Below are 22,287 nucleotides of genomic sequence, written 5' to 3' on the forward strand. Positions count from 1 at the left end.
AACGAACAGGAAGCGCGCAGCCCTACAGTTCATCCACGCGGGGAGGCTCGGCCACCTGGGTCTTGCTGATGCTTTCACTGCCCAATGCCCGTAGCAAGGCGAAGACCATTGCGAAAACCAGCAGGAAGATCGGGAAGCCAAGTACCGTGATGACCTGCTGCAGGGCATTCAGCCCGGCTTCGCCCGCCAGCACGATGAGCATGGCCGCCACTACCCCCTCGGAAACGCCCCAGAAGACCCGCTGACGCACAGGGCCGGGGTCGGCATCACCGGTACATAGCATGTCGACGACCAGTGACGCGGAGTCCGACGACGTGGCAAAGAAGATGGCCACGATGACGACCGCCAAGCCCTGAATCAAGGTCGTGAAGGGAAAATGCTCGAAAAACGCGAACATTGCCAACGGCACACTCTCCTCCACCGCCGCGGATAATGCGCCGGCCTGCTCTCCCAGCGCGGCACGCGCTTCGGCACCGATACCATCGATCTCCATGGCAGACCAGCCGAAGATGGCAAACCAGACCAGGGTGAACAGCGACGGTGCGAAAAGCACACCGAGCACGAACTGACGAATGGTCCGCCCCCTGGAGATACGCGCGACAAAGATGCCGATGAACGGTGACCAGGACACGGTCCAGGTCCAGTAGAAGACCGTCCAGTTACCTTGCCAGCCCCAGCCCCCGTTTTCCGAGGTGTATTGCGCCAGCATGTCGTTCCAGAACGCCATCGGAACGAGGTTGGAGCCGTAGATGGCGACTGTCTCGACGATGCCTCGCAACAGGAAAACGGTCGACCCGGTAACCAGCACGAAGATCATCAATGCCGTGGCCATGCCGATATTGATGTTGGATAAGCGCTTCACCCCCTTGTCGAGGCCCACCACGATCGAGGTGACGGCGACACTGGTCAGGACAGTAATGATGATGACCTTGGAGACCACCGAGTCGGAAACACCGGTCAGCTCCGTCAGTCCGGCGTTGATTTGCGATGTGCCGAGACCGACCGACACCGCCACGCCGAACAGGGTGCCCAGCACAGCGAAGATATCGATCGTCTTGCCTATCGGACCGTAAATTCGGTCATGCAAGAGCGGATAGAACACCGAGCTGACGCGGACCGGCAATTCATAACGATAGATGAAATAGGCAAAAGCCAGGCCGGGCAGCGTGAAGATGGTCCAGGTGTGCAGCCCCAAATGATAGATCGAGAAGCCCATCGCGTCTCGCGCGGCCTCGACCGTGAAGGGCTCGACCTCATCGTATGGCGGGTTGGAAAAATGAGAAATGGGCTCGGCCACGCCCCAGAACATCAGCACGGTCCCGATCCCACCGGCAAACAGCATGGTAAACCAGGAAAGGTTGCCATACGCGGGCTTGGCGTCCTGCCCACCGAGGCGAATACGCCCGTGACGGCTTGCCGCCAGGTAAAGAAGAAAGATCAGCCAGGAATTCACGCCAAAGATGAAGAACCAGCCGAGATTGGTGACGATCCACGACCGACCACTGGCAAAAATGTCGCGAATCTGTTCGGGCGCAGCCAACAGGGCGATCAGGAAGACGATCATGCACCCCGCTGAAACAAAGAAGATGGTGGGATCCGTACGCAAACCGAGCCGCTTGGCTAGCTGTTCCATTTGGCGACCTCGCTTCCTGATTGTTTTACATTGTGAACTGCAGGCAGTTGCCGATATCGAACGTCTCGCGTGTCAGCCAACGGCTGTTGACCATGGGAGTATTCAGATCACGCCCAGACTCAGCATGGTTGCTTCCCCTGGCAGCGTCCAACCAGCGACGGTAAAGGGAACGTAAACGAACATGTCGTGGCAGAGCGACAAGCACGACAAATCTGGCATGATGTCGATATCGATACGGCGCTATGGATAGCCCTCACCTGAACGGAGACTGCCATGCTGGACCTGACCCAAGCCCCGATCACCCTGGTGCTGCTGATCGTCAACGTGATCGTCAGCCTGTACGTACTGCAGCGACGTCCCCAGCTCATCGACCGCTTATCGTTTCGTCCCGACCGGATTCGACGAGGGGAGTTCTATCGCCTGGTGACGGCCGGCTTCGTGCATGTCAACGGCGCCCACCTGCTGGTCAATATGCTGACGCTGTACTTCTTCGGTCCGTTGCTGGAATACGTGCTGGGACCCGTCGGCTATCTGATTCTCTACTTTGGCTCGGATCTCGCTGCCCACGGTCTTTCTCTTATCTTTCATTACCGCAATGCCCGGTATTCGGCGGTAGGCGCCTCGGGAGCCATCAGCGGGCTGGTGTTCGCCTTCTGCCTCTATGCGCCTTTCGAAATGCTGTATATCTTCTTTGCCATACCCATCCCCGCCATCGTCTTCGCCATCGGTTTCGTGGCGATCTCCATGTATGCCATGCGCCGCCGCGATCCCCACCGCACCGGCGGCCTGGCCCATGAAGCCCACCTGGGCGGCGCACTGGGCGGCGTGATCATCACCATGCTGCTGGATGCCTCGGCGCTGCCACGCTTTCTCTACCAACTGGGGCTGTCATAGGCGAGCAGGTGGGCACATGGAGGCATGGCGCATGACTTGTTACCATGATGTGCCCACCCGCCAACGTCATCCGTAGCATGCGTTATCGAGTAAAGCTGTTTCCGGAAATCACTATCAAGTCACGCCCGGTTCGCCAGGAGATGGTGCGCTGCCTACGTACCAATATCCGTAATGCACTCGAGCGGATCTCCCCCGGCGTACGCGTTGCCGATTGCTGGGATGCTCTTGAAGTCCGACCACGCCACACACTCGACGCGGTCGACCAGGAGGCGCTGGAAGCCAGCCTGACCCGAATTTCCGGTATCCATGAAGTGCAGGTCGTGGAGACCCACGATTTCGTCGGCATCGACGAGGCCGCTGCCCGTTTGGTACCGCTGTGGCGCGACGCCCTGGCAGGCCGGCGCTTTCGCGTCAGGGTCAAGCGCCGCGGTCGTCATGCCTTCAGTTCTGAAGAGCTTGAGCGCCACTTGGGTCGCGTCCTGCTCGAGACTACCGAAGGTGCCTCCGTCGATCTCAAGCGGCCCGACATCGAGGTCCGTGTCGAACTGAAAGATGACCGACTGGTACTGGTCACCCGGCGCCTGCCGGGACTCGGTGGTTACCCGCTGGGTACCCAGGGAGAGGCACTGGCGTTGATCTCGGGCGGGTACGACTCGCCGGTTGCCGCCTGGCAATTGCTGCGACGGGGGCTCAAGACGCATTTCGTATTCTTTAACCTTGGCGGGCCGGCCCACGAACAAGGCGTGCGTGAGGTGGTGTATCATCTCTGGCAGCGTTACAGTGCCTCGCACCGGGTCAATTTTGTCAGTGTGCCTTTCGAAGGTGTGGTCAACGAGATCCAGCGTAACGTGCCCACGGGACTTGCCGGCGTGGTTCTCAAGCGCATGATGCTGCGTGCCGCCAATCGCGTGGCGGCCAGGGCGCGTATCCCTGCCCTGATTACCGGCGATGCACTGGCCCAGGTATCCAGCCAGAGCCTCACCAACCTGGGATTGATCGATGCCGTCAGTGAGCGCCCTATCCTGCGACCGCTGATCGCCAGCGACAAGCAGGCCATCATTGCCGATGCCCGACACATCGATACCGCGCGCTTTGCCGAACGCATGCCGGAATACTGCGGCATCATTTCCAAGCGCCCCAACGTGCGCCCCAGCGCGGGGAAGATCGAGCGTGCCGAGGCCTCATTCGATTTCGCCGAACTCGATGCTGCGGTATCGGGATCGACCCTGACGCGAGTAGACCGGCTGCTTGATGTAGCAAGGACATTGCCCGATATTCCTGAACTCGATTCCGGGGAAGCGCTGAGCAGTTCGGATGACATCACCGTGATCGATATACGCCATCCCGAGGAACGCGATGCCCAACCGCTGGAGCTGCCGCGAGGCAGGCCGCTGGCGATTCCGTTCTTCGAACTGATGGAGCGCGCGGAGACGCTGCCCCGCGACCGACGGTACCTGCTTTACTGCACTCAGGGCAGGATGAGCTGGATGCAGGCGCTTCAACTGGCTGATAAAGGCCTGACGCAGTTCGGCGTCTATCACGCCTGACTCGGCCTCCCTTCAGAAAACCAGGAACGGACGCATCGCCTCAGCGACGCGCCCAGGGGCACTGAACTGCACGGCATGTCCCCAACCGGCAATCTCCTTCACCTGAGCTGCACCATGCCGTCGCGCGGCTTCGTCCAACCAGCGTCGCGGCGCGACGGGATCGAACTCGCCACGCATCAGCAGCAGCGGCTGGTTGAGTCTTGGCAACTTGTCCTCGGTGGCATACGCGAACATGGCTTGCAGTTCAGGGACGAATCGCCATCCCATGCGCAGGTAATCCCAGGCCACACGTGGCACCAAAGCCACACGTTCGAAGGGAATATCGACCACGAAACGCAGCACCTGTCGGGGCAGACTGCGCCCTGCCGGGTCCAGGGTGGGTGCGATCAGTACCAGCCGGTCGACACACGCCGGCTGGCGCAACGCCGCCTCGACCACTACCTGACAGCCAAGGGACTGTCCGGCCAGCACGACCGGTCCGAGTTTCATGGCTGCCAGCCATTCCAGCAGTGCCTGGGCCAGCGATTCGATGGAGCGAGTCCGGCACGTTGCCGGGCTATGCCCGTGCCCCGGCAGGTCCGGCGCGTAGACATCGTAGGTGTCGGCCAGGCAGCGCATGACCGGCTGGAAATATCGGCTGGATACGCCCAATCCATGCACGAATACGACCGGCAGCCGGTCCTGGCGTGACTGGCCAACGATGCATCGATAGAACAGAGGGCGGCCCTGAAGCACAATCCAGCGCTTCTCCATCAGACGTGCCTCGGCGCCTCGTGCGGCCCCGGGCGCACCACATCGCTTAGGCTGGAGGCTTCGTCATCTGCCCTCCGCTGAACCACGCTGAACGAACCATCCGTTTCCAGCACCACGGCTTCAACCTCGCCCAGTGTCGACACGCCTGACGCACGAATGGCAGCGCGAATCTCCGCCTCGGTGACCCGTGCATGTTTCAAGGCCTGAGACAGGTAATCGCCGCGGTAGAACAGCAAGGCCGGCTCCCCAGTCACCAGCCGACGAACCCAGCGCACGCGTACGCTGGTCCAGGTCACGACGAACTGCATCCCGATCAATAGTCCAAACGCTACCACGCCCTGACTGAGCGTGACGCTCTTGCTGAGGATCACCGACGCCAGCGTCGATCCCAGCGCCACGGTAACGACCAGGTCGAAGGCGTTCATTTTCGACAACGTGCGCCGGCCCGAGATTCGCAACAACAGGACGAGGCTCGCATAGGCGAGCACGCCGAGAATGCCGGTACGCCAGATTGCCTGCCAGCTATCGAACAAGATCATTTCCACGCGCATCTCCTGATTTACCGTCAGAAGTAGCGTAGTTCACGGATACGGCGATCTAGCTAGAACAAACCGAGTTGACGATCGATCAGCGCCTCGAAGGACTCGCCGATGAACGGCAGGATCGCATCGGCGACCGGCTGGAGTTGCCGGCTCAGGTAGTGCTGGTAATCGATTGGCGAACGTCGCGTCTCCAGTGGTTCAGGCCCACTCACGGTGATCACGTAGCTGATCCAGCCACCCTGCTGGTATTGACGCGGCCGGCCCAGTTGGGCGTTGTATTCGTCGGCCAGTCTTGCCGCGCGCACATGGGGTGGCACGTTGCGCTGATAGTCAGCGAGTCGGCGACGCAGGCGCTTGCGATAGATCAGCCGCTCGTCATATTCACCGGATAGGGTGCGACTGACATAATCGCGCACGAATTCCTGGCAGGGCTCGTTGAGGAAAACGCGCCGATAGAGTTCCTGCTGGAAGAATTTTGCCAGCGGCGACCAGTCGGCACGCACGGCTTCGAGCCCCTTGAAAGCCAGCCGCTGGCCGCCGTCGGCGTCCCGTACCAGTCCGGCGTAGCGTTTCTTGCTGCCCGCCTCCGCGCCGCGGATGGTCGGCATCAGAAAGCGTTCGAAGTGCGTCTCGAACTGCAGCTCAAGGGCACTCTCCAGACCATATTCCTGTTGAAGGTATTCTTGCCACCAGCTATTGGCACGGGCCACCAGAGCCTGACCAATGCACTCCGCCTCGCTATTCTCATGAGACCGCCCCAGCCATACGAACGTCGAGTCAGTGTCACCATAGATAACGGTATAACCATCGGCTTCGATCAACTCGCGGGTGCGCTTCATGATCTCATGGCCGCGCAGCGTGATCGATGACGACAGTCGCGGGTCGAAGTAGCGGCAGCCACGTGCGCCCAGGACACCATAGAAAGAGTTCATGATGATCTTGAGCGCCTGGGCCAGTGGCGCATTGCCTTCGCGCTTGGCCGTCTCACGCCCCTCCCATACCCGGGCCACCATGTCGGGCAGCGCATGGCGCTTACGTGAAAAACGCGCACCGCGAAAGCCAGGCACCGTATCGTCTTCCGGCTCATCCAGTCCCTGCACCAGTCCGACCGGATCGATCAGGAAGGTGCGAATGATCGAGGGGTACAGACTCTTGAAGTCCAGCACGAGCACCGAGTCGTAAAGGCCGGGGCGTGAATCCATCACGAACCCGCCGGGGCTATTCTCGCCACGCTGCTCGCCCAAGGCAGGAGCCACGAAGCCGAGCCGATGCATGCGAGGCAGGTAAAGGTGTGAGAAGGCGGCCACCGAACCACCGCTGCGGTCGACGGGCAACCCCGTCACGGAGGCTCGCTCGAGCAGGAAGGCGATCAGCTCGGTATGCGCGAAGATCCGCGTGACCAGTTCGCAGTCCTTGAGGTTGTAGCGCGCCAATGCCGGCTTGTCCTCGGCGAACATGCGGTTGATGTCGTCCATGCGCTGGTAAGGGTTATCGATGGCCTTGCCCTCGCCCAGCAGCGCCTGTGCGACATGCTCCAGGCTGAATGACTCGAAGCTCCAGGTCGCGGAGCGCAGCGCCTCGATACCGTCGATGACCAGTCGTCCCGGCACCGATGCAAAGAAATGGTTGGCATTGCTGCCGTGGACGCGACATTCCATGGGCTCGCCACCTCGGCCCAGTCGCAAGGGCACACCCAGCGCCTCTGCATGGCGCTGCAGGATCCGCAAGTCGAACTGCAACACGTTCCAGCCGATGATGGCATCGGGGTCGAAGTGGGCCATCCAGTCATTGAGCCGCTCGATCAGCTCCTCACGGCTCTCGCAATAGTCCAGCGAAAAATCGACCGCCTCCCCCCTGCGCGGCCCGCTCACTGGCCCCAGCATGTAGACCTGGCGTTGACCACACCCTTCCAGCGCGATGGAATACAGCTCGCCACGCTCACTGGTCTCGATATCCAGCGACGCCAGCGACAACCGCGGGCGATACTCCGGTGCCGGCTTGAGCTGCGCCTCGATCAACTCGTCAACCGCCCTCTCTTGCCCGGTAAAGGTCACTGCCGCGGTGATGAAACGTTCCATCAGGTAGCGCTCGGGCGGGCGAATATCGGCCTCGTAGACATCCACGCCGGCCTCGCGCAGGCGCCGCTCCAGGTGAATGAGCAGGCGATGCTGGCGGCAGTACAGGCCAAGCACTGGGCGATGCTGGAAATCGCACAGCTCGAGCGGGCGAAGCTCGACGTCGCGCTCCGCTTCCAGCACTCGCTCGGCCAGGGCACGCTGCTCGGCTGGCACGAACGCCACCGAGGATTGTACCGGCAACCGGACATGACGCGGACCAGTATCGGTTGCCAGCCAGAACGACACCTCGGTGCCTTGGGGCGTATCGCGCCAATGGCGGGTCAGGACGAAACCTTGCTGCACGGGACTCTTTCAGTGGAGCGCATTTCCGCCATGGTAATGGGTATCGCCAAGCTTGTCGCAATGGACACAGCTCCGGTCATCGAATCTCAATAAGCGATATTTACATTGTTAGCGAAAAAGACTTGAGCCTGGCCCCTGAGTTGCGCATTATCGGCGCCCTCTTGCCAGGCTCCTCGGGGCCGGGTGAGGCCATGACCGGAGTGAATACCGACCGGACGTGCGTCCGTCGCTCACTTCCGACTAGGCTGTGTGTCTGAGCGGATGGCAAGCGCAGCTTGCTTTCGGGCACAGCCTGGACTCGACCACTGTTGAATTCATCCTTCTGGAGGCGAACGCATGAGCAAAGCCTTGATTATTGGCGCCGGCGGCGTCGGTGGTGTCGTGACTCACAAGTGCGCGCAGCACCCCGAGGTGTTCCACGAGATCTGTCTGGCCAGTCGCAACGAAGCGAAGTGCAAGGCGATCGCGGACCAACTGGACCGTCCCATCCAGACAGCCCAGGTCGACGCCGATGACGTCGAGGCGCTGGTCGCGCTGATCGAGTCGTTCAAGCCTGACGTGCTGATCCATGTGGCCCTGCCCTACCAGGACCTGACCATCATGGAAGCCTGCCTGCGTACCGGCGTGCCCTACCTGGATACCGCCAACTACGAACACCCGGACGAGGCCAAGTTCGAGTACAAGGAACAGTGGGCGTTCCAGGAGCGCTTCGCCAAGACCGGCAACATGGCCACGCTGGGCTGCGGCTTCGACCCCGGCATGACCAACATCTACTGTGCCTACGCCCAGAAGAACCTGTTCGACGAGATTCACCGCATCGATATCCTGGATGCCAATGGCGGCGACCATGGTTACCCGTTCGCCACCAACTTCAACCCGGAAATCAACATTCGCGAGATCACCGCGAATGGCCGCTACTGGGAAAAAGGCGAGTGGAAGGAAACCGCGCCGCTGGCCGAGAAGCGCAAGTTCGACTTCGATGGCATCGGCGAGAAGGACATCTACCTGCTCTATCATGAAGAGCTGGAATCGCTGTCCCAAAACATCAAGGGGCTTGAGCGCATCCGCTTCTGGATGACCTTTTCCGAGAAGTACATCACCCACCTCAAGGTGCTCGAGAACGTCGGCATGACCAGCATCGAGCCCATCGAGGTCGAGGGCTGCAAGATTTCGCCGCTGCAGTTCCTCAAGTCTGTGCTGCCCGACCCGGCCTCGCTCGGCCCGCGCACCAAGGGCAAGACCAACATCGGCGTGATTCTCGACGGCATCAAGGATGGCAAGCGTCGCAAGGTGTACATCTACAACATCTGCGATCACGAGGCGAGCTACCGCGAGGTCAAGTCACAGGCGATCTCCTACACCACCGGCGTGCCAGCCGTGACCGGCGCCATGCTGATGCTGCAGGGCATATGGAAGGGCGAAGGCGTGTTCAACGTCGAACAGCTCGATCCCAACCCGTTCATGGAGCGCATCGGCGACATGGGCCTGCCGTGGCAGATGGTCGAACTCGATCCCGATGACGACCCGCTGGCAGACGAGTGATGGCGGACACGACTTACCCGTCCGACGCATACCCGTTTGACATCGGGGCCTGTCCGTCGCCGGCCTACGTGGTCGACGACGCCCTGCTGCGTCGCAACCTGGAACTCCTCAAGGAGGTCCAGGTGCGTAGCGGGGCGAAGATCCTGCTCGCCCTGAAGGGCTTCGCCATGTGGGATACCTTCCCGCTGGTCAGCCAGTATCTGGTGGGCACGACCTCCAGCGGACAGGATGAAGCACGCCTCGGCGCCGAGACCTTCGGCGGCGAGGTCCACGTCTACTCGCCGGCTTTCACCGAGCCCGAGATGGACGTGGTGCTGCGCTACGCGGACCACATCAGCTTCAATTCGCCGGGCCAGTGGCGCCACTTTCGCGACAAGGTCGCATCGGCGCCGCGCACCGTCTCCTGCGGGTTGCGGGTCAACCCCGAGCACTCGACGGGCGAGGTCGCCATCTACGACCCCTGCGCACGCGGCTCACGGCTCGGTACCCGAGCCGTGCATGTCAATGCAGAGGTGCTGGACGGCCTGGACGGATTGCACTTTCACACGCTGTGCCAGCAGAACAGCGACGCCTTGGAAGCTACGCTGGCCGCCTTCGAGAAGAAGTTCGGCGAGTATCTGCCGGGCATGCGCTGGGTGAATTTCGGTGGCGGGCACCACATCACCCGCCCCGATTACGATGTGGAACGACTGGTACGGCTACTCTGCGACTTCAAGGCGCGCTACCCGCACCTCGAGGTCTACCTGGAGCCGGGCGAAGCCATCGCGCTGAATACCGGATACCTGGTATGCAGCGTGCTGGACATCGTCGACAATGACGGGCCGATCGCCATCCTCGACACCTCCGCCACCGCGCACATGCCAGATGTGCTGGAAATGCCCTACCGGCCCGAGATCATCGGCGCCGGCATGCCGAGCGAGAAATCTCACGCCTACCGGCTGGGCGGCATGACCTGCCTCGCCGGCGACGTGATCGGCGATTACTCGTTCGACAGGCCGCTCGAGATCGGCGACCGACTGGTGTTCACCGACATGGCTCACTACACCATGGTCAAGACCACCACCTTCAATGGCATCCGCCTGCCGTCGATCTGCCGAGTCGACGAGACGAGCCGCGAGGTGCGCACGGTCAAGACCTTCGGTTACGTGGATTACATGCAGCGCTTGAGTTGAACCGTTCGTGGGGCAGGCTAGCGGCCGCCCCACGGATGCACCCGGCGGCCAGGCGGGCTACAATCGACCTTTCGTCCTAGCTGACGCCCGAATTTTCGTTTCCGAACCAGTCACAGAGCCGCCATGCCCACTACCGCCAACGCCAAGCGCAAGATCCTGGTCACCAGTGCCCTGCCCTATGCCAACGGCTCGATCCATCTGGGCCACCTGCTCGAATACATCCAGACCGATATCTGGGTGCGCTTCCAGAAAAGTCGCGGCAATGAATGCCACTATGTGTGTGCAGACGATGCCCATGGCACCGCGATCATGCTGCGTGCCGAGCAGGAAGGCATCACCTCGGAGCAATTGATCGAGCGAGTGTCGCAGGAACACCAGGCGGACTTCGCGCGCTTTGGGGTGGCCTTCGACAATTATCACTCGACCCATTCGGAAGAGAACCGCATCCATAGCGAGCGCATCTACACCGCCCTGCGCGATGCCGGCCACATCTCGACCCGCGACATCGAGCAGATGTACGACCCGGTCAAGGGCCTGTTCCTGGCCGACCGCTTCATCAAGGGCACTTGCCCGAAGTGCAAGACGCCGGATCAGTACGGCGACAACTGCGAAGCGTGTGGCGCCACCTACACCCCGGCGGAGCTGATCGATCCGGTATCAGCGATCAGCGGCGCCACGCCGGAAGTGCGCAGTTCCACCCATTATTTCTTCAAGCTGCCCGACTTCGAGGACTTCCTGAAGCGCTGGACCCGTGCCGGTCACGTGCAGCCGCAGATCGCCAATAAATTGCAGGAATGGTTCGAAGCCGGCCTCAACGAATGGGATATCTCGCGCGATGCGCCCTACTTCGGCTTCGAGATTCCCGATGCCCCGGGCAAGTACTTCTACGTGTGGCTGGATGCGCCGATCGGCTACCTGGCCAGCTTCCAGAACCTGTGCGAGCGCGAAGGCATCGACTTCGACAGTTACTGGAAGAAAGAATCCGAAGCCGAGGTCTACCATTTCATCGGCAAGGACATCGTCTACTTCCACGCACTGTTCTGGCCGGCGATGCTCGAAGGGGCCGGCCTGCGCACACCGACCGCCATCAACTGTCACGGTTTCGTGACCGTCAACGGCGCGAAGATGTCCAAGTCGCGCGGCACCTTCATCAAGGCCGAGACCTACGCCGAGTATCTGAATCCGGAATACCTGCGTTACTACTTCGCTGCCAAGCTGACCTCGCGCGTCGACGACCTCGACCTGAATCTCGAGGACTTTGCCTATCGGGTGAACTCCGACCTGGTCGGCAAGGTGGTCAACATCGCCAGCCGCTGCGCCGGGTTCGTCAAGAAGCTCGGCGGAGGCAAGTTGTCGGAGACATCGGCGGAGCCCGAACTGCTGGCCCGCTTCATCGCCGCCGGCGACGAGATCGCCGAGGACTTCGAAGCCCGCGAATTCGGCCGTGCCATGCGCAAGGTGATGGAACTGGCCGACGAGGCCAACACCTACATCGCCGACAAGGAACCGTGGGTACTGGCCAAGCAGGAAGGCCGCGAGCAGGAGGTGCTCGACATCTGCTCGGTGGGCATCAACCTGTTCCGCCAACTGATGGTCTACCTGGCCCCGGTCGTCCCGGCCATGGCCGACGAAGCACGCGTGTTCCTGAACCTCGACAGCCTCGATTGGCATACCCGTCACGATGTGCTGGAAGGCCACAGCATCAACAAGTTCAAGCCGTTGATGACCCGCATCGAGCGCGACAAGATCGACAGCATGATCGAAGCCTCCAAGGAGGACCTTGCGGTGGAAAAGAAACTCAAGGAAACCCCGAAAGGCCCGTTAGCCGACACGCCCATCGCCGACGAGATAGCCTTCGATGACTTCGCCAAGGTCGACCTGCGCATCGTGCGCATCGCCAAGGCGGAGTACGTGGAAGGCGCGGACAAGCTGCTCAAGCTGACCCTGGACCTGGGCGGCGAGACGCGCACGGTGTTCTCCGGTATCCGCTCGGCCTATGCCCCGGAAGCCCTGGAGGGCCACCTGACGGTAATGGTCGCCAACCTGGCGCCGCGCAAGATGCGCTTCGGCGTCTCGGAGGGCATGGTATTGGCCGCCGGCGATGGCAAGGGAATTTACCTGCTTGAGCCGCATAGCGGTGCCGAGCCGGGGCAGCGAGTGACCTGATTGCATCGTCATTCAGCCCAAGATGTTAAGCGCGGCCCCTGGCCGCGCTTTTTGTTGTCTCTGCTCACTCGGTCACGGGAAGGACTCTGCTCGAAACGCCCGCAATATCGGTTAAAGCTCTTTTCAACCAAGCCGATAAAAAGCATATCTCTAAGTACGCCTAGGGCAGTTATGCCTCACAAGACACGGTATGCAACGTCATGAAGCGAGCCCTGAACTCCCTGCGTTATCGGTTTTTCCTGGCTCTGGGAGTCGTACTGCTGATGGCGCTGTTGGCCTTGGGCGTCATTGCCAAGGTCCTGGTCATTCCCGCCCTGCTCGCCAAGGAAGAGGAATATGCCAGCCAGGAGCTTGACCGGGCCGAGCGCGCCATCAATAACGAACTCAAGCACTTGAGTCTGCTCAATAACGACTGGGCCGTCTGGGATGACAGCTACGACTTCATGCAGGGGAAGTCACCCGACTATCTCGAAACCAACCTTGCCGAAGGCTTGGTCTTCAAGGACGCCAACCTGCGCTTGATTGCCTTCTTCAATCCTGATGGATCGCCTTATTGGCTGGCCGGGATCAACCCGGGAAGCGGGGAGTATACCTCCTGCTCAAGCCTGTCCGACGCCTGCCAATGGACACGACAGACCGTACAAGCACTCTCCACCCGTATCCAGAATGATACGACTCAGACTCGGCAAACCTGGCTTCAGGCGTCGCCAGAGCGCGCCCTGGTCAGTCTCAATCCTGTACTGAGAAGTGACGGCAGTGGCCCTATCGTGGGCTGGATGGCCATGGTTCGCAGCATGAACGAAAGCTGGTTTGCGCGCCTGGAGGAGAGCACGGGCCTTCCGTTAAAGGTAAGAGCCGTACGCGACCTGACGACAGCCTGGTTCGGAACCACCATCGAGCGAATCGATGAGAAATCGATGCTGGCGACACGTGGCATTGCCGCGTTACCTCAAGGGTATCATTTACGACTTCAGGCCACGCTTCCCCGACAAGGGTTCAAGGCAAGCCTGGAGACCTTTCGCTTTGCCTTGTACTGGACTATCGGGCTGATCATCGTAGTCGTCTCCGTCGTACTGATTCTTCTGGAGCGCATGATCCTTTCTCCACTGCGCCAGTTTGCTGCCTTTACCCAGCAAGTTCAGTCAGGCAAGGCTGAAGAGCCTCCCTCGGCCCTGCTCCGACGACGTGACGAGATTGGAACCTTGGCTCGTGAGTTCCAGCAGTTGCTTGAGTTACAACGACGCCAGACGTCTTCTCTGGTTGAACTCTCTCATCACGACCCCCTGACCGGGCTCGCCAACCGGCGCCTTTTTGATCAGACCCTGGAGGAGACTCTCCAGCAGGCACACCTTCACAGCCAGCCAATGGGCCTGCTGATGGTCGATATCGACAGCTTCAAGAATTACAACGACCATTTCGGCCATCCCGCTGGCGACGCCTGTCTCAAGGCCATCGCCGATGCCATGCAGCGTCACTTCCTGCGCCCGAATCAACTGGTGGCACGCACAGGCGGAGAAGAGTTCAGCATTGTCCTGCCCGGCAGCAGCGAGGCGGTCTGCGCAAGGCTCGCCGAGAGCTTGCGCCAGGCCATCGAAGCGCTGGGCCTGCCGCATCCTGCATCGGAGGTCAGCCCGGTGGTCACAGTCAGCGTTGGCGTTGCCTGTTCCGCCCCCGAGCAGCCTCGCTCGCCCCAGGAGCTGGTTGATGCCGCCGATGCCGCGCTGTATGCCGCCAAGCAGGCGGGACGCAACCAAGTAAGCATGGAAGGTGAGCAGGCCACAGCCTGACTCTCTCCCCGGCACGGTAGGCCGCACGACGAGAGGCGCGTATAATGCCGGCCTCGATTCAAGGCACCGGCATCCGCTCACGGCCAGCCGGTCGCCACTGCGCTGCGGTTGGCTGCGATGACGCATTATCTCCTGATTCTGGTCAGTACCGTTCTGGTCAATAATTTCGTGCTGGTCCAGTTCCTTGGGCTATGCCCTTTCATGGGCGTCTCCAACAAGCTGGAATCGGCCATGGGTATGGCGCTGGCCACGACCTTCGTGCTGACACTGTCATCGGTGGCCAGCTACCTGACGTTTCATTATCTGCTGGCTCCACTGGGGCTGGAGTACCTGCGCACCATCGCCTTCATCATGGTGATCGCCGTCGTCGTGCAGTTCACTGAGATGATGGTGCGCAAGACCAGTCCGCTGCTCTACCAGGTGCTGGGCATCTTTCTGCCGCTGATCACCACCAACTGCGCCGTGCTCGGCGTGGCACTGCTGTCGCTCAATCGCAAGTCGAGCTTCATGGAGGCCACCCTGTACGGTTTTGGCGCAGCGGCGGGCTTTTCTCTAGTGTTGATCCTGTTCGCAGCAATGCGCGAGCGCCTGGCGGTAGCCGATGTGCCCAAACCCTTTCGCGGCGCGGCCATTGCCATGATAACGGCCAGTCTCATGTCGCTGGCCTTCATGGGCTTCAGCGGGCTAGTTCAGGTCTAGCCGCCGGCGACGGAGAATGACGATGCTCGAATGGCTCACCGCTCACGGTATTCTCGCCGCCACCCTTGCCCTGCTGGGCCTGGCAGTGGCGTTCGGCGCCCTGCTGGGCTTCGCTGGGCAGGTCTTCAAGGTCGAAGGCGACCCGGTGGTGGAGCGTATCGATGCACTGCTGCCCCAGACGCAGTGCGGTCAGTGCGGCTATCCCGGCTGCAAGCCCTACGCCGAGGCCATCGTTCAGGGCGACGACATCAACAAGTGCCCGCCCGGTGGCGACGCGACCATTGCGGCCCTGGCCGATCTTCTGGGCCGCGAGCCCAAGCCACTGGATGGCGAGGCGCAAGACATCCCCAGGGTCGCCTACATCCGTGAAGAAGAATGCATCGGTTGCACCAAGTGCATCCAGGCCTGTCCGGTGGACGCCATCCTCGGTGCAGCCAAGCACATGCATACGGTGATCGTCGATGAATGTACCGGCTGCGACCTGTGCGTCGAACCCTGCCCGGTAGACTGCATCGACATGCTCCCCCATCCCGACCTGGCCAAGCAGTGGCACTGGCCACGCCCACCCGGCCCGGGGCATCGACCGTCGCAGCCCATCGCGGCCACGCTGATCGCCAGCGACCGCCAGCCTGCACCGGAGGAGCGTGCACATGGCTGACTTCGATTTTCCCGGCGGCATCATGCCGCCTGAACGAAAAACGCTGTCCAACCAGGCGCCGCTGGTCAAAGCGCCTCTGCCCGCTCGAGTCATGCTGCCGCTGACCCAGCATGTCGGCCAACCCGCCGAACCGGTCGTCAGCGTTGGCCAGACGGTACGCACCGGAGAAATCATTGCCTGTGCCCAAGGCATGATCTCGGCACCGGTGCATGCCAGCATCACCGGTACCGTCACGGCCATCGAGGAGCGCGCCGTGCCCCACCCCTCGGCGGCGGTGGGAGAAGCGAAAGCGTTGTGCATTGTCATCGAAGGCAACGGCCAGGACGATGACTGGCAACGTATGCCGCCGCTGGACTGGCGCAGCGCCAGCGACGAGGCCCTGCTCGAACGCTTGCAGTCGTCCGGCGTGGTCGGCCTCGGCGGGGCCGGGTTCCCTGCTGCGGTGAAAGCCCAAGTCCGCCAGCGTCACGCCATCGACACCTTGATCGTCAATGCCGCCGAGTGCGAGCCGTACATTACTGCCGACGACCTGACGCTGCGCACCTACCCCGGTGATGTCATCGAGGGCGCGCGCATGCTTGCTCGACTCTGCGGCGCCGAGCGCATCCTGATCGGCATCGAGGACAACAAGCCCGAGGCGGTCGCCGCGCTGCGTCAGGCCTTATCGACCTCGAATGACACCACGCCTGTCGAACTCAAGGTCGTGGCGACGCGCTACCCGAGTGGCGGCGAGAGCCAGCTAATCCAGAAGCTCACCGGTCGCGAAGTGCCCTCGCGCGGCCTGCCGGCGGATGTTGGCTTGCTATGTCACAATCCGGGCACGCTGCTGGCTTCGCTGCGGGCAGTCCGCGACGGCGAGCCGATGATCTCGCGGATCGTCACCCTGACTGGCGAGGCGTTGACCCGCCCGGGCAATCTTGAGGCACGCCTTGGTACGCCCCTGCATGCACTGCTGAGCCTCGCCGGACTGCGCCCGGCGCGGCTGTCACAACTTATCCTGGGCGGGCCGATGATGGGCTTTACCCTGGATAGCGATGCTTTGCCACTGGTCAAGACTGCCAACTGTCTGATTGCCGGAACCGCCGACGAATTCCCGCCGGCGCCGCCCGAGCAGGCCTGCATTCGCTGTGGTGCCTGCGAGACGGCCTGCCCGGCCTCGCTGCTGCCCCAGCAGCTGTACTGGTTCAGCAAGAGCCGCGAGCATGACAAGGCCGAGCTGTTCAATCTGTTCGACTGCATCGAATGTGGTGCCTGCGCCTACGTTTGTCCCAGCCATATTCCACTGGTGCAGTACTATCGCGCTGCCAAGGGCGAGATTCGCCTGCATGAACGCGAAGCACGCAAGGCCGAGCATGCCCGCCATCGGTTCGAGTTTCGCCAGGCACGCATGGCTCGCGAAGAGGCTGAAAAGGAAGCACGGCGAAAGGCTCGCCTTCAGCAGGCCAGAGCGTCACGTCCGGCGCCGGAACAACGCAAGGCTGCGGTATCTCCTACTCCCAGCGATACGCCTCAGAGCGACAGCCAGGACAGCGCCGCCGAACTCAAGAAGCTGAAAATCGCCCAAGCCGCTGCCAAGGCCGCCGTCAGGAAGGCCGAGAGGGCACTAGCCCGCGCCAGCGAAGGCGGTCAGGACCCGTCGGCGGATGTTAACGATCTGGAAACCCAGCTGGCCACGGCGCGCGAGAACCTCAAGGCGACCGAGACCCGCCTGGCCGCATTGCAATCCCGAACGGCACCCGCTGCCACTCAGCCCGCATCGACGACAGCAACGGGACCCGGCGTCCCTGCAAGCCAATCCATGCCTACAGGCACCACTACCGAAGATACGGCCAAGCAGGTCCGCCAACGCAAGATTGCCGTCGCCTCGGCCCAGGCCGCCTACCGCAAGGCCGAAAAAGCCCTGGAAAGTGCAGCGGCACAGAATGACGACGCGACCTTGGCAGCGGCCCGGCAGAAGTTCGAGCGTGCACAAGGCAATCTGGATCGCGCCCGCAAGGCGCTCGAGGAAGCCGAGACCACTGCCCACGAACCCAAGGACACCTCGACGCCATGAGCCTGTTGCACGCCAGTTCGCCGCATACTCACGCCGCGACATCCACCGGACGCATCATGGGCTGGGTTCTGCTGGCCACGCTACCGGGCATTCTCGTCGCCACCTTCCATTTCGGCTGGGGTGTACTGATCAACGTGCTGTTTGCCGCCGTGGCGGGGGTGATTCTGGAAGCCGGCGTGCTGCGCCTGCGTCAACGCCCGCTGGGCATGACACTGCGCGACAACAGTGCCCTGGTCACCGGCGTATTGCTTGGCGTCTCACTGCCCCCGTTCGTCCCCTGGTGGCTGATTCTGGTGGGAATGGTCGCTGCCATCGTCGTTGCCAAGCATCTTTTCGGCGGGCTGGGCCAGAACCCCTTCAATCCGGCCATGGTCGGCTATGCGCTGCTGCTGATCGCGTTTCCAGTCGACATGACGCAGTGGGCCGCCCCCCTCGGCCTGTTCGGAGCGGACGCCATTGCCCCGGGCGATGCGCTACGCCATTTCCTGGGGCTGATTGCCCCCACCGATGCCATGACCGGCGCCACCCCACTTGATGCCTTCAAGCACAAGGGCGAGACGCTGCTGGCCAGTGAGTTCTGGGCTGCCGACCCGTTGCCTCCCGGTACGCTCGACGCCTGGCACGACGTCGCCCTGGCCTGGCTGGCAGGCGGCGCCCTGCTGCTCGTCAAGCACATCATCACCTGGCATATCCCGGCGAGCCTGCTGGGTAGCCTGACGCTGTTGGCCAGCGTGCTGTACGCCATCGACCCCAGTCATTTCGAGACGCCGCTTTTTCACCTCCTAAGCGGGGCAGCTATCTTCGGCGCCTTTTTCATTGCCACCGATCCGGTGAGTGCCGCCACCAGCCGCCGCGGCAAGCTGTGGTACGGAGCTGGCATCGGCTTGCTGATCATGGTGATTCGCCCGACCGGGGCCTACCCGGATGCCGTGGCCTTTGCCGTACTGCTGATGAATTTCGCCGTACCATTTATCGACTATTATACCCAGCCTCGCACCTATGGGCATGCGCAGGCCAACCGCGGCATCAAGGTGCGCCAACTCGATGACGACGAGGAACTGCCGTGAGCGAACTGACACGAAGCATTCGGCGCGGCGCCGTGGGGCTCGGCCTGTTCGCCATGGTAACGGCGGGTGTGGTGGGCGTGACGCATTCGCTGACTGCCGGGCGGATTCATGACAACCGGCTCGCCAGTCAGTATCAGGCGCTCGGCCAGGTGATGCCGGCCGAACTGCATGACAACGGCCTGCTCGATGGCGCCGTCACGCTGCCTGGTGCAGAGGCCCTAGGCCAGCCGGGCCCCTTCACCGCCTGGCGAGCCCGGCGCGAAGGACAGGTCAGCGCAGTGATTCTCCCGGTCGTGGCCCCTAATGGCTACAGTGGTGACATTGCCCTGCTGGTCGGCATCGCCGCCGATGGTACGTTGACCGGGGTACGTGTGCTGTCCCACCGCGAGACCCCGGGCCTGGGTGACAAGATCGAAGCCCGCAAGGCCGACTGGATCGAACAGTTCAACGGGCTGTCACTGAACAATCCGCCGACGGGCGAATGGGCCGTTCGGCCCGATGGCGGCACGTTCGATACCTTTACCGGTGCGACGATCACGCCGCGTGCCGTGGTTGGTGCCGTGCGGCGTAGCCTGGAATACTTCGCGGCCAACCGCGCCATGCTGCTGGACCGCGCCGAAGGAGACACCTCGCCATGAGCCAGTTCAACGAACTCACCCGAAACGGCCTGTGGAGCAACAATCCCGCGCTGGTCCAGTTGCTCGGGCTGTGCCCGCTGCTGGCAGTGACCAGTACCGTGGTCAACGCGCTCGGCCTGGGCCTGGCCACGCTGCTGGTAATGGTGGGTGCCAACGTCTCGGTCTCGTTGATTCGTCATCATGTCCCGGCCAGCGTTCGCCTGCCCGCCTTCGTGATGATCATTGCCGCCTTCGTGACCTGTGCCGAACTGCTGATGCAGGCGTACACGTTCCGTCTCTATCAGATCCTCGGCATCTTCATCCCGCTGATCGTCACCAACTGCGCCATTCTCGGCCGGGCCGATGCGTTTGCCGCCAAGAACCCCTTGCTGCCCGCCGCAACCGACGGGCTGATGATGGGCCTGGGCTTTGCCGCTGTGCTGGTAGTACTCGGCGCGGTGCGGGAGCTGTTCGGCCAGGGCACGCTTTTCGCTGGCATGGACCTGCTGCTGGGCCCCGTCGCCACCGACTGGCAGGTCACCGTCTTTGCTGACTACAGCTTCCTGTTTCTGGTCCTGCCCCCGGGGGCGTTCTTTGCCACGGGGCTACTGATCGCTGCCAAGAATGTCATCGACGATCGACTGGAGCGCCGGCGCCAACAGGCCACACAGCCGAAGGAAAGCCGTCGGGTACGGGTGACAGGCATCATACGCTGACGACGATTTGTTACACTTTCGCTTTCGATCCAGACGCATGAGCCCCGGATGAACGCCCAGAAACGCCACGATATCTTTGTCCGTCTGCGCGAGCACAACCCTACGCCCACGACCGAACTCAACTGGACGACGCCCTTCGAACTGCTGGCGGCGGTGCTGCTTTCCGCCCAGGCCACTGATGTCGGGGTCAACAAGGCGACGGCTCGCTTGTTTCCGGTCGCCAACACGCCGCAGGCCATCATTGACCTGGGCATTGACGGCTTGAAGGAGCACATCAAGACCATCGGCCTGTACAACACCAAGGCCGAAAACCTGATGAAGACCTGCCGCATCCTGGTCGAAGCGTACGCTGGCAAGATTCCCAAGACGCGACAAGGACTGGAGGCCCTGCCGGGCGTAGGCCGCAAGACCGCCAACGTGATACTCAACACGGCGTTCGGCGAGCCCACCATTGCCGTGGACACACACATATTCCGGGTTTCCAACCGCACACGCATCGCCACCGGCAAGAACGTCAACGAGGTCGAGCAGAAACTGCTGCGACATGTCCCGCGGGAATTCCGCCAGGATGCTCATCACTGGCTGATCCTGCATGGCCGTTACACGTGCGTGGCGCGCAAGCCCCGCTGCGGCAGCTGCGTGATCGAGGACCTGTGCGAATATCCCGACAAGACCGAACTCTACTGAACGGGACGCTTCCCCGGTTTGCGAAACGCAGCGTCTGGGTTACCTTCTGAAGATCAGCCAGCATGCGCTGGCATACTGTGTGACCAGTCACCGGGCCACGACGCATGCTGCTTACTATCCTGAAATACTTTTTCCTTCCTCCGTTGGCCAATGCCCTGCTGATCCTGGCCGGCTTGGGACTCTGGAAGCGCCATCGCCGCTGGGGCCTATCCCTGGTCACACTGGGTCTGGCCACACTGCTCATTCTCGCGACCCCATGGGCCAGCTATTTGCTGCGCTGGAGCCTGGAGCCCTACGACCCACCGACACCTGCCCAACTGGAAGAGGCCCAGGCGATCGTCGTGCTCGGCGGCGGACGCGACTACGGCGCACCGGAATTCGGCTGGGGAGATGCGCCAGCCAATGCCACATGGCGGCGCCTGGCCTATGCCGCCTGGCTGACACGACAGTCCGGCCTGCCCCTGCTGGTCTCGGGTGGCCGCGTGCATGGCGAGACCACGGCCGAAGCCACCCTGATGGCCCAGGCACTGGAAGAAGTGTTCGGCCTGAAGGCGCGCTGGCAAGAGAGCCGTAGCCGCACGACGGCCGAGAATGCAGCCTTCAGCGCCGCCATCCTCAAGCGCGAGGATATTCGTACTGTACTGCTGGTCTCCCAGGCCTGGCACTTGCCTCGTGCCGTGCCCGAGTTCATCCACGCCGGCATGGTAGTGATTCCCGCGCCGACCGAGTTCGCCAGCCAGCCACCACCAGGGCTCATTGCCTGGGTACCCCGCGCCTATCACCTGCATCACAGCACCCAGGCGCTGCACGAGTGGCTGGGCCGGGCTTTTTACCTGCTGCGTTCGCGACTGGTGCCGGGTTACTGAGCGAAACTGTAAATACGGGATTCTTGACTCGGCTTCGCCATACCCTGACGACACGGAGCTAGACTCAAGGAAATGGCTGTTGGCGAGGCACAGGCATGGCACGCATTCTGATTGTCGATGACGAACCCAACATCGTCCTCTCGCTGGAATACCTCATGCAACGCAGCGGCTTCGAGGTCGACACTGCCAACGATGGCAGCCAGGCATTGCAAGCCCTGCAAACCCAACCGCCCGACCTGGTCCTGCTCGACATCAGCTTGCCTGACATCAGCGGCTTCGACGTTCTTCGGCAGTTGCGCCAGACATCTTCCATGCGCACCTTGCCGGTCATCATGCTGACTGCGCACGGTCGTGAAGTCGAGCGCGAAAAGGGCCTGGCGCTGGGCGCGGACGATTACGTGACCAAGCCCTTCTCCACCCAGGAACTGGTTGCCAAGGTCCAGGCGTTGCTCGATGAGGTGCGTTGAT

General features: G+C 62.1%; 19 protein-coding genes. 15 read left to right on the plus strand and 4 right to left on the minus strand.

What is annotated here, in order from left to right:
- Positions 1–22 precede the first annotated feature (22 nt).
- Positions 23–1,633, minus strand: coding sequence for a BCCT family transporter (locus BM194_RS06310; protein ID WP_092844853.1), 1,611 nt, complete (start codon positions 1,631–1,633; stop codon positions 23–25).
- Between the two features lie 273 nt (positions 1,634–1,906).
- Between BM194_RS06310 and BM194_RS06315 the strand changes: the two genes are divergently transcribed.
- Both BM194_RS06315 and thiI read left to right on the plus strand, forming a co-directional pair.
- Positions 1,907–2,527, plus strand: coding sequence for a rhomboid family intramembrane serine protease (locus BM194_RS06315; protein WP_092844855.1), 621 nt, complete (start codon positions 1,907–1,909; stop codon positions 2,525–2,527).
- 44 nt (positions 2,528–2,571) lie between these two features.
- Positions 2,572–4,074 carry a tRNA uracil 4-sulfurtransferase ThiI gene (gene thiI / locus BM194_RS06320; RefSeq protein ID WP_244890891.1) on the plus strand — a complete coding sequence of 501 codons (1,503 nt, stop codon included), beginning with the start codon at positions 2,572–2,574 and terminating at the stop codon, positions 4,072–4,074.
- Between the two features lie 12 nt (positions 4,075–4,086).
- Here thiI and BM194_RS06325 read toward each other — a convergent pair whose 3' ends face one another.
- The 3 genes from BM194_RS06325 to BM194_RS06335 form a co-directional block, all read right to left on the minus strand.
- Positions 4,087–4,827, minus strand: coding sequence for an alpha/beta fold hydrolase (locus tag BM194_RS06325; protein WP_092844857.1), 741 nt, complete (start codon positions 4,825–4,827; stop codon positions 4,087–4,089).
- On the minus strand, positions 4,827–5,366 hold the full coding sequence (locus BM194_RS06330; protein ID WP_092844992.1) for a DUF421 domain-containing protein: 540 nt from the start codon (positions 5,364–5,366) through the stop codon (positions 4,827–4,829). The genes BM194_RS06325 and BM194_RS06330 overlap by 1 nt, the downstream gene beginning before the upstream one ends.
- A 62-nt stretch (positions 5,367–5,428) precedes the next feature.
- The gene (locus tag BM194_RS06335; protein WP_092844859.1) at positions 5,429–7,789 is read right to left on the minus strand and encodes a DNA polymerase II; all 2,361 of its coding nucleotides are present in this window, start codon (positions 7,787–7,789) and stop codon (positions 5,429–5,431) included.
- 336 nt (positions 7,790–8,125) lie between these two features.
- On the opposite strand from BM194_RS06335, the gene BM194_RS06340 reads away from it, so the two are divergent.
- From BM194_RS06340 to BM194_RS06400, 13 genes are all read left to right on the plus strand, one after another.
- Positions 8,126–9,331 carry a saccharopine dehydrogenase family protein gene (locus BM194_RS06340; protein ID WP_092844861.1) on the plus strand — a complete coding sequence of 402 codons (1,206 nt, stop codon included), beginning with the start codon at positions 8,126–8,128 and terminating at the stop codon, positions 9,329–9,331.
- Positions 9,331–10,503 carry a carboxynorspermidine decarboxylase gene (gene nspC / locus BM194_RS06345; RefSeq protein WP_092844863.1) on the plus strand — a complete coding sequence of 391 codons (1,173 nt, stop codon included), beginning with the start codon at positions 9,331–9,333 and terminating at the stop codon, positions 10,501–10,503. The genes BM194_RS06340 and nspC overlap by 1 nt, the downstream gene beginning before the upstream one ends.
- A gap of 123 nt (positions 10,504–10,626) precedes the next feature.
- Positions 10,627–12,669: a methionine--tRNA ligase gene (gene metG, locus BM194_RS06350; RefSeq protein ID WP_092844865.1), complete on the plus strand. Its 2,043-nt coding sequence runs from the start codon at positions 10,627–10,629 to the stop codon at positions 12,667–12,669.
- Between the two features lie 200 nt (positions 12,670–12,869).
- Positions 12,870–14,456 carry a diguanylate cyclase domain-containing protein gene (locus BM194_RS06355; RefSeq protein ID WP_092844867.1) on the plus strand — a complete coding sequence of 529 codons (1,587 nt, stop codon included), beginning with the start codon at positions 12,870–12,872 and terminating at the stop codon, positions 14,454–14,456.
- Between the two features lie 117 nt (positions 14,457–14,573).
- Positions 14,574–15,155 (plus strand): electron transport complex subunit RsxA, encoded by a 582-nt coding sequence (rsxA, locus tag BM194_RS06360; RefSeq protein WP_092844869.1) that lies wholly within the window; start codon positions 14,574–14,576, stop codon positions 15,153–15,155.
- 22 nt (positions 15,156–15,177) lie between these two features.
- A complete protein-coding gene (gene rsxB / locus BM194_RS06365; protein WP_092844871.1) occupies positions 15,178–15,813 on the plus strand; it encodes an electron transport complex subunit RsxB in 636 nt (211 codons plus the stop codon).
- Positions 15,806–17,866 (plus strand): electron transport complex subunit RsxC, encoded by a 2,061-nt coding sequence (rsxC, locus tag BM194_RS06370; protein WP_092844873.1) that lies wholly within the window; start codon positions 15,806–15,808, stop codon positions 17,864–17,866. Before rsxB ends, rsxC begins: the two co-directional genes overlap by 8 nt.
- Positions 17,863–18,933 (plus strand): electron transport complex subunit RsxD, encoded by a 1,071-nt coding sequence (rsxD, locus tag BM194_RS06375; protein ID WP_092844875.1) that lies wholly within the window; start codon positions 17,863–17,865, stop codon positions 18,931–18,933. Before rsxC ends, rsxD begins: the two co-directional genes overlap by 4 nt.
- The gene (gene rsxG, locus BM194_RS06380; RefSeq protein ID WP_092844877.1) at positions 18,930–19,571 is read left to right on the plus strand and encodes an electron transport complex subunit RsxG; all 642 of its coding nucleotides are present in this window, start codon (positions 18,930–18,932) and stop codon (positions 19,569–19,571) included. The genes rsxD and rsxG overlap by 4 nt, the downstream gene beginning before the upstream one ends.
- Positions 19,568–20,266, plus strand: a complete 699-nt coding sequence (locus BM194_RS06385) for an electron transport complex subunit E (RefSeq protein WP_092844879.1) — start codon at positions 19,568–19,570, stop codon at positions 20,264–20,266. Before rsxG ends, BM194_RS06385 begins: the two co-directional genes overlap by 4 nt.
- Before the next feature lie 48 nt (positions 20,267–20,314).
- Entirely contained in the window at positions 20,315–20,953 is a 639-nt protein-coding gene (nth, locus tag BM194_RS06390; protein WP_092844881.1) for an endonuclease III, read from the plus strand.
- A gap of 104 nt (positions 20,954–21,057) precedes the next feature.
- Positions 21,058–21,819 carry a YdcF family protein gene (locus BM194_RS06395; protein ID WP_092844883.1) on the plus strand — a complete coding sequence of 254 codons (762 nt, stop codon included), beginning with the start codon at positions 21,058–21,060 and terminating at the stop codon, positions 21,817–21,819.
- A gap of 95 nt (positions 21,820–21,914) precedes the next feature.
- Entirely contained in the window at positions 21,915–22,286 is a 372-nt protein-coding gene (locus BM194_RS06400; RefSeq protein WP_092844885.1) for a response regulator transcription factor, read from the plus strand.
- Position 22,287: the final 1 nt, after the last annotated feature.

This window comes from Modicisalibacter xianhensis (assembly GCF_900113605.1).
Taxonomy (GTDB): Bacteria; Pseudomonadota; Gammaproteobacteria; order Pseudomonadales; family Halomonadaceae; genus Modicisalibacter; species Modicisalibacter xianhensis.

What these genes read in the sequence shown, in the direction of transcription:
- BM194_RS06310 (WP_092844853.1), bottom strand. Translation starts at nt 1,633, where the DNA reads ATGGAACAGCTAGCCAAGCGGCTCGGTTTGCGTACGGATCCCACCATC.
- BM194_RS06315 (WP_092844855.1), top strand. Translation starts at nt 1,907, where the DNA reads ATGCTGGACCTGACCCAAGCCCCGATCACCCTGGTGCTGCTGATCGTC.
- thiI (WP_244890891.1), top strand. Translation starts at nt 2,572, where the DNA reads ATGATGTGCCCACCCGCCAACGTCATCCGTAGCATGCGTTATCGAGTA.
- BM194_RS06325 (WP_092844857.1), bottom strand. Translation starts at nt 4,827, where the DNA reads ATGGAGAAGCGCTGGATTGTGCTTCAGGGCCGCCCTCTGTTCTATCGA.
- BM194_RS06330 (WP_092844992.1), bottom strand. Translation starts at nt 5,366, where the DNA reads ATGATCTTGTTCGATAGCTGGCAGGCAATCTGGCGTACCGGCATTCTC.
- BM194_RS06340 (WP_092844861.1), top strand. Translation starts at nt 8,126, where the DNA reads ATGAGCAAAGCCTTGATTATTGGCGCCGGCGGCGTCGGTGGTGTCGTG.
- nspC (WP_092844863.1), top strand. Translation starts at nt 9,331, where the DNA reads ATGGCGGACACGACTTACCCGTCCGACGCATACCCGTTTGACATCGGG.
- metG (WP_092844865.1), top strand. Translation starts at nt 10,627, where the DNA reads ATGCCCACTACCGCCAACGCCAAGCGCAAGATCCTGGTCACCAGTGCC.
- BM194_RS06355 (WP_092844867.1), top strand. Translation starts at nt 12,870, where the DNA reads ATGAAGCGAGCCCTGAACTCCCTGCGTTATCGGTTTTTCCTGGCTCTG.
- rsxA (WP_092844869.1), top strand. Translation starts at nt 14,574, where the DNA reads ATGACGCATTATCTCCTGATTCTGGTCAGTACCGTTCTGGTCAATAAT.
- rsxB (WP_092844871.1), top strand. Translation starts at nt 15,178, where the DNA reads ATGCTCGAATGGCTCACCGCTCACGGTATTCTCGCCGCCACCCTTGCC.
- rsxC (WP_092844873.1), top strand. Translation starts at nt 15,806, where the DNA reads ATGGCTGACTTCGATTTTCCCGGCGGCATCATGCCGCCTGAACGAAAA.
- rsxD (WP_092844875.1), top strand. Translation starts at nt 17,863, where the DNA reads ATGAGCCTGTTGCACGCCAGTTCGCCGCATACTCACGCCGCGACATCC.
- BM194_RS06385 (WP_092844879.1), top strand. Translation starts at nt 19,568, where the DNA reads ATGAGCCAGTTCAACGAACTCACCCGAAACGGCCTGTGGAGCAACAAT.
- nth (WP_092844881.1), top strand. Translation starts at nt 20,315, where the DNA reads ATGAACGCCCAGAAACGCCACGATATCTTTGTCCGTCTGCGCGAGCAC.
- BM194_RS06395 (WP_092844883.1), top strand. Translation starts at nt 21,058, where the DNA reads ATGCTGCTTACTATCCTGAAATACTTTTTCCTTCCTCCGTTGGCCAAT.
- BM194_RS06400 (WP_092844885.1), top strand. Translation starts at nt 21,915, where the DNA reads ATGGCACGCATTCTGATTGTCGATGACGAACCCAACATCGTCCTCTCG.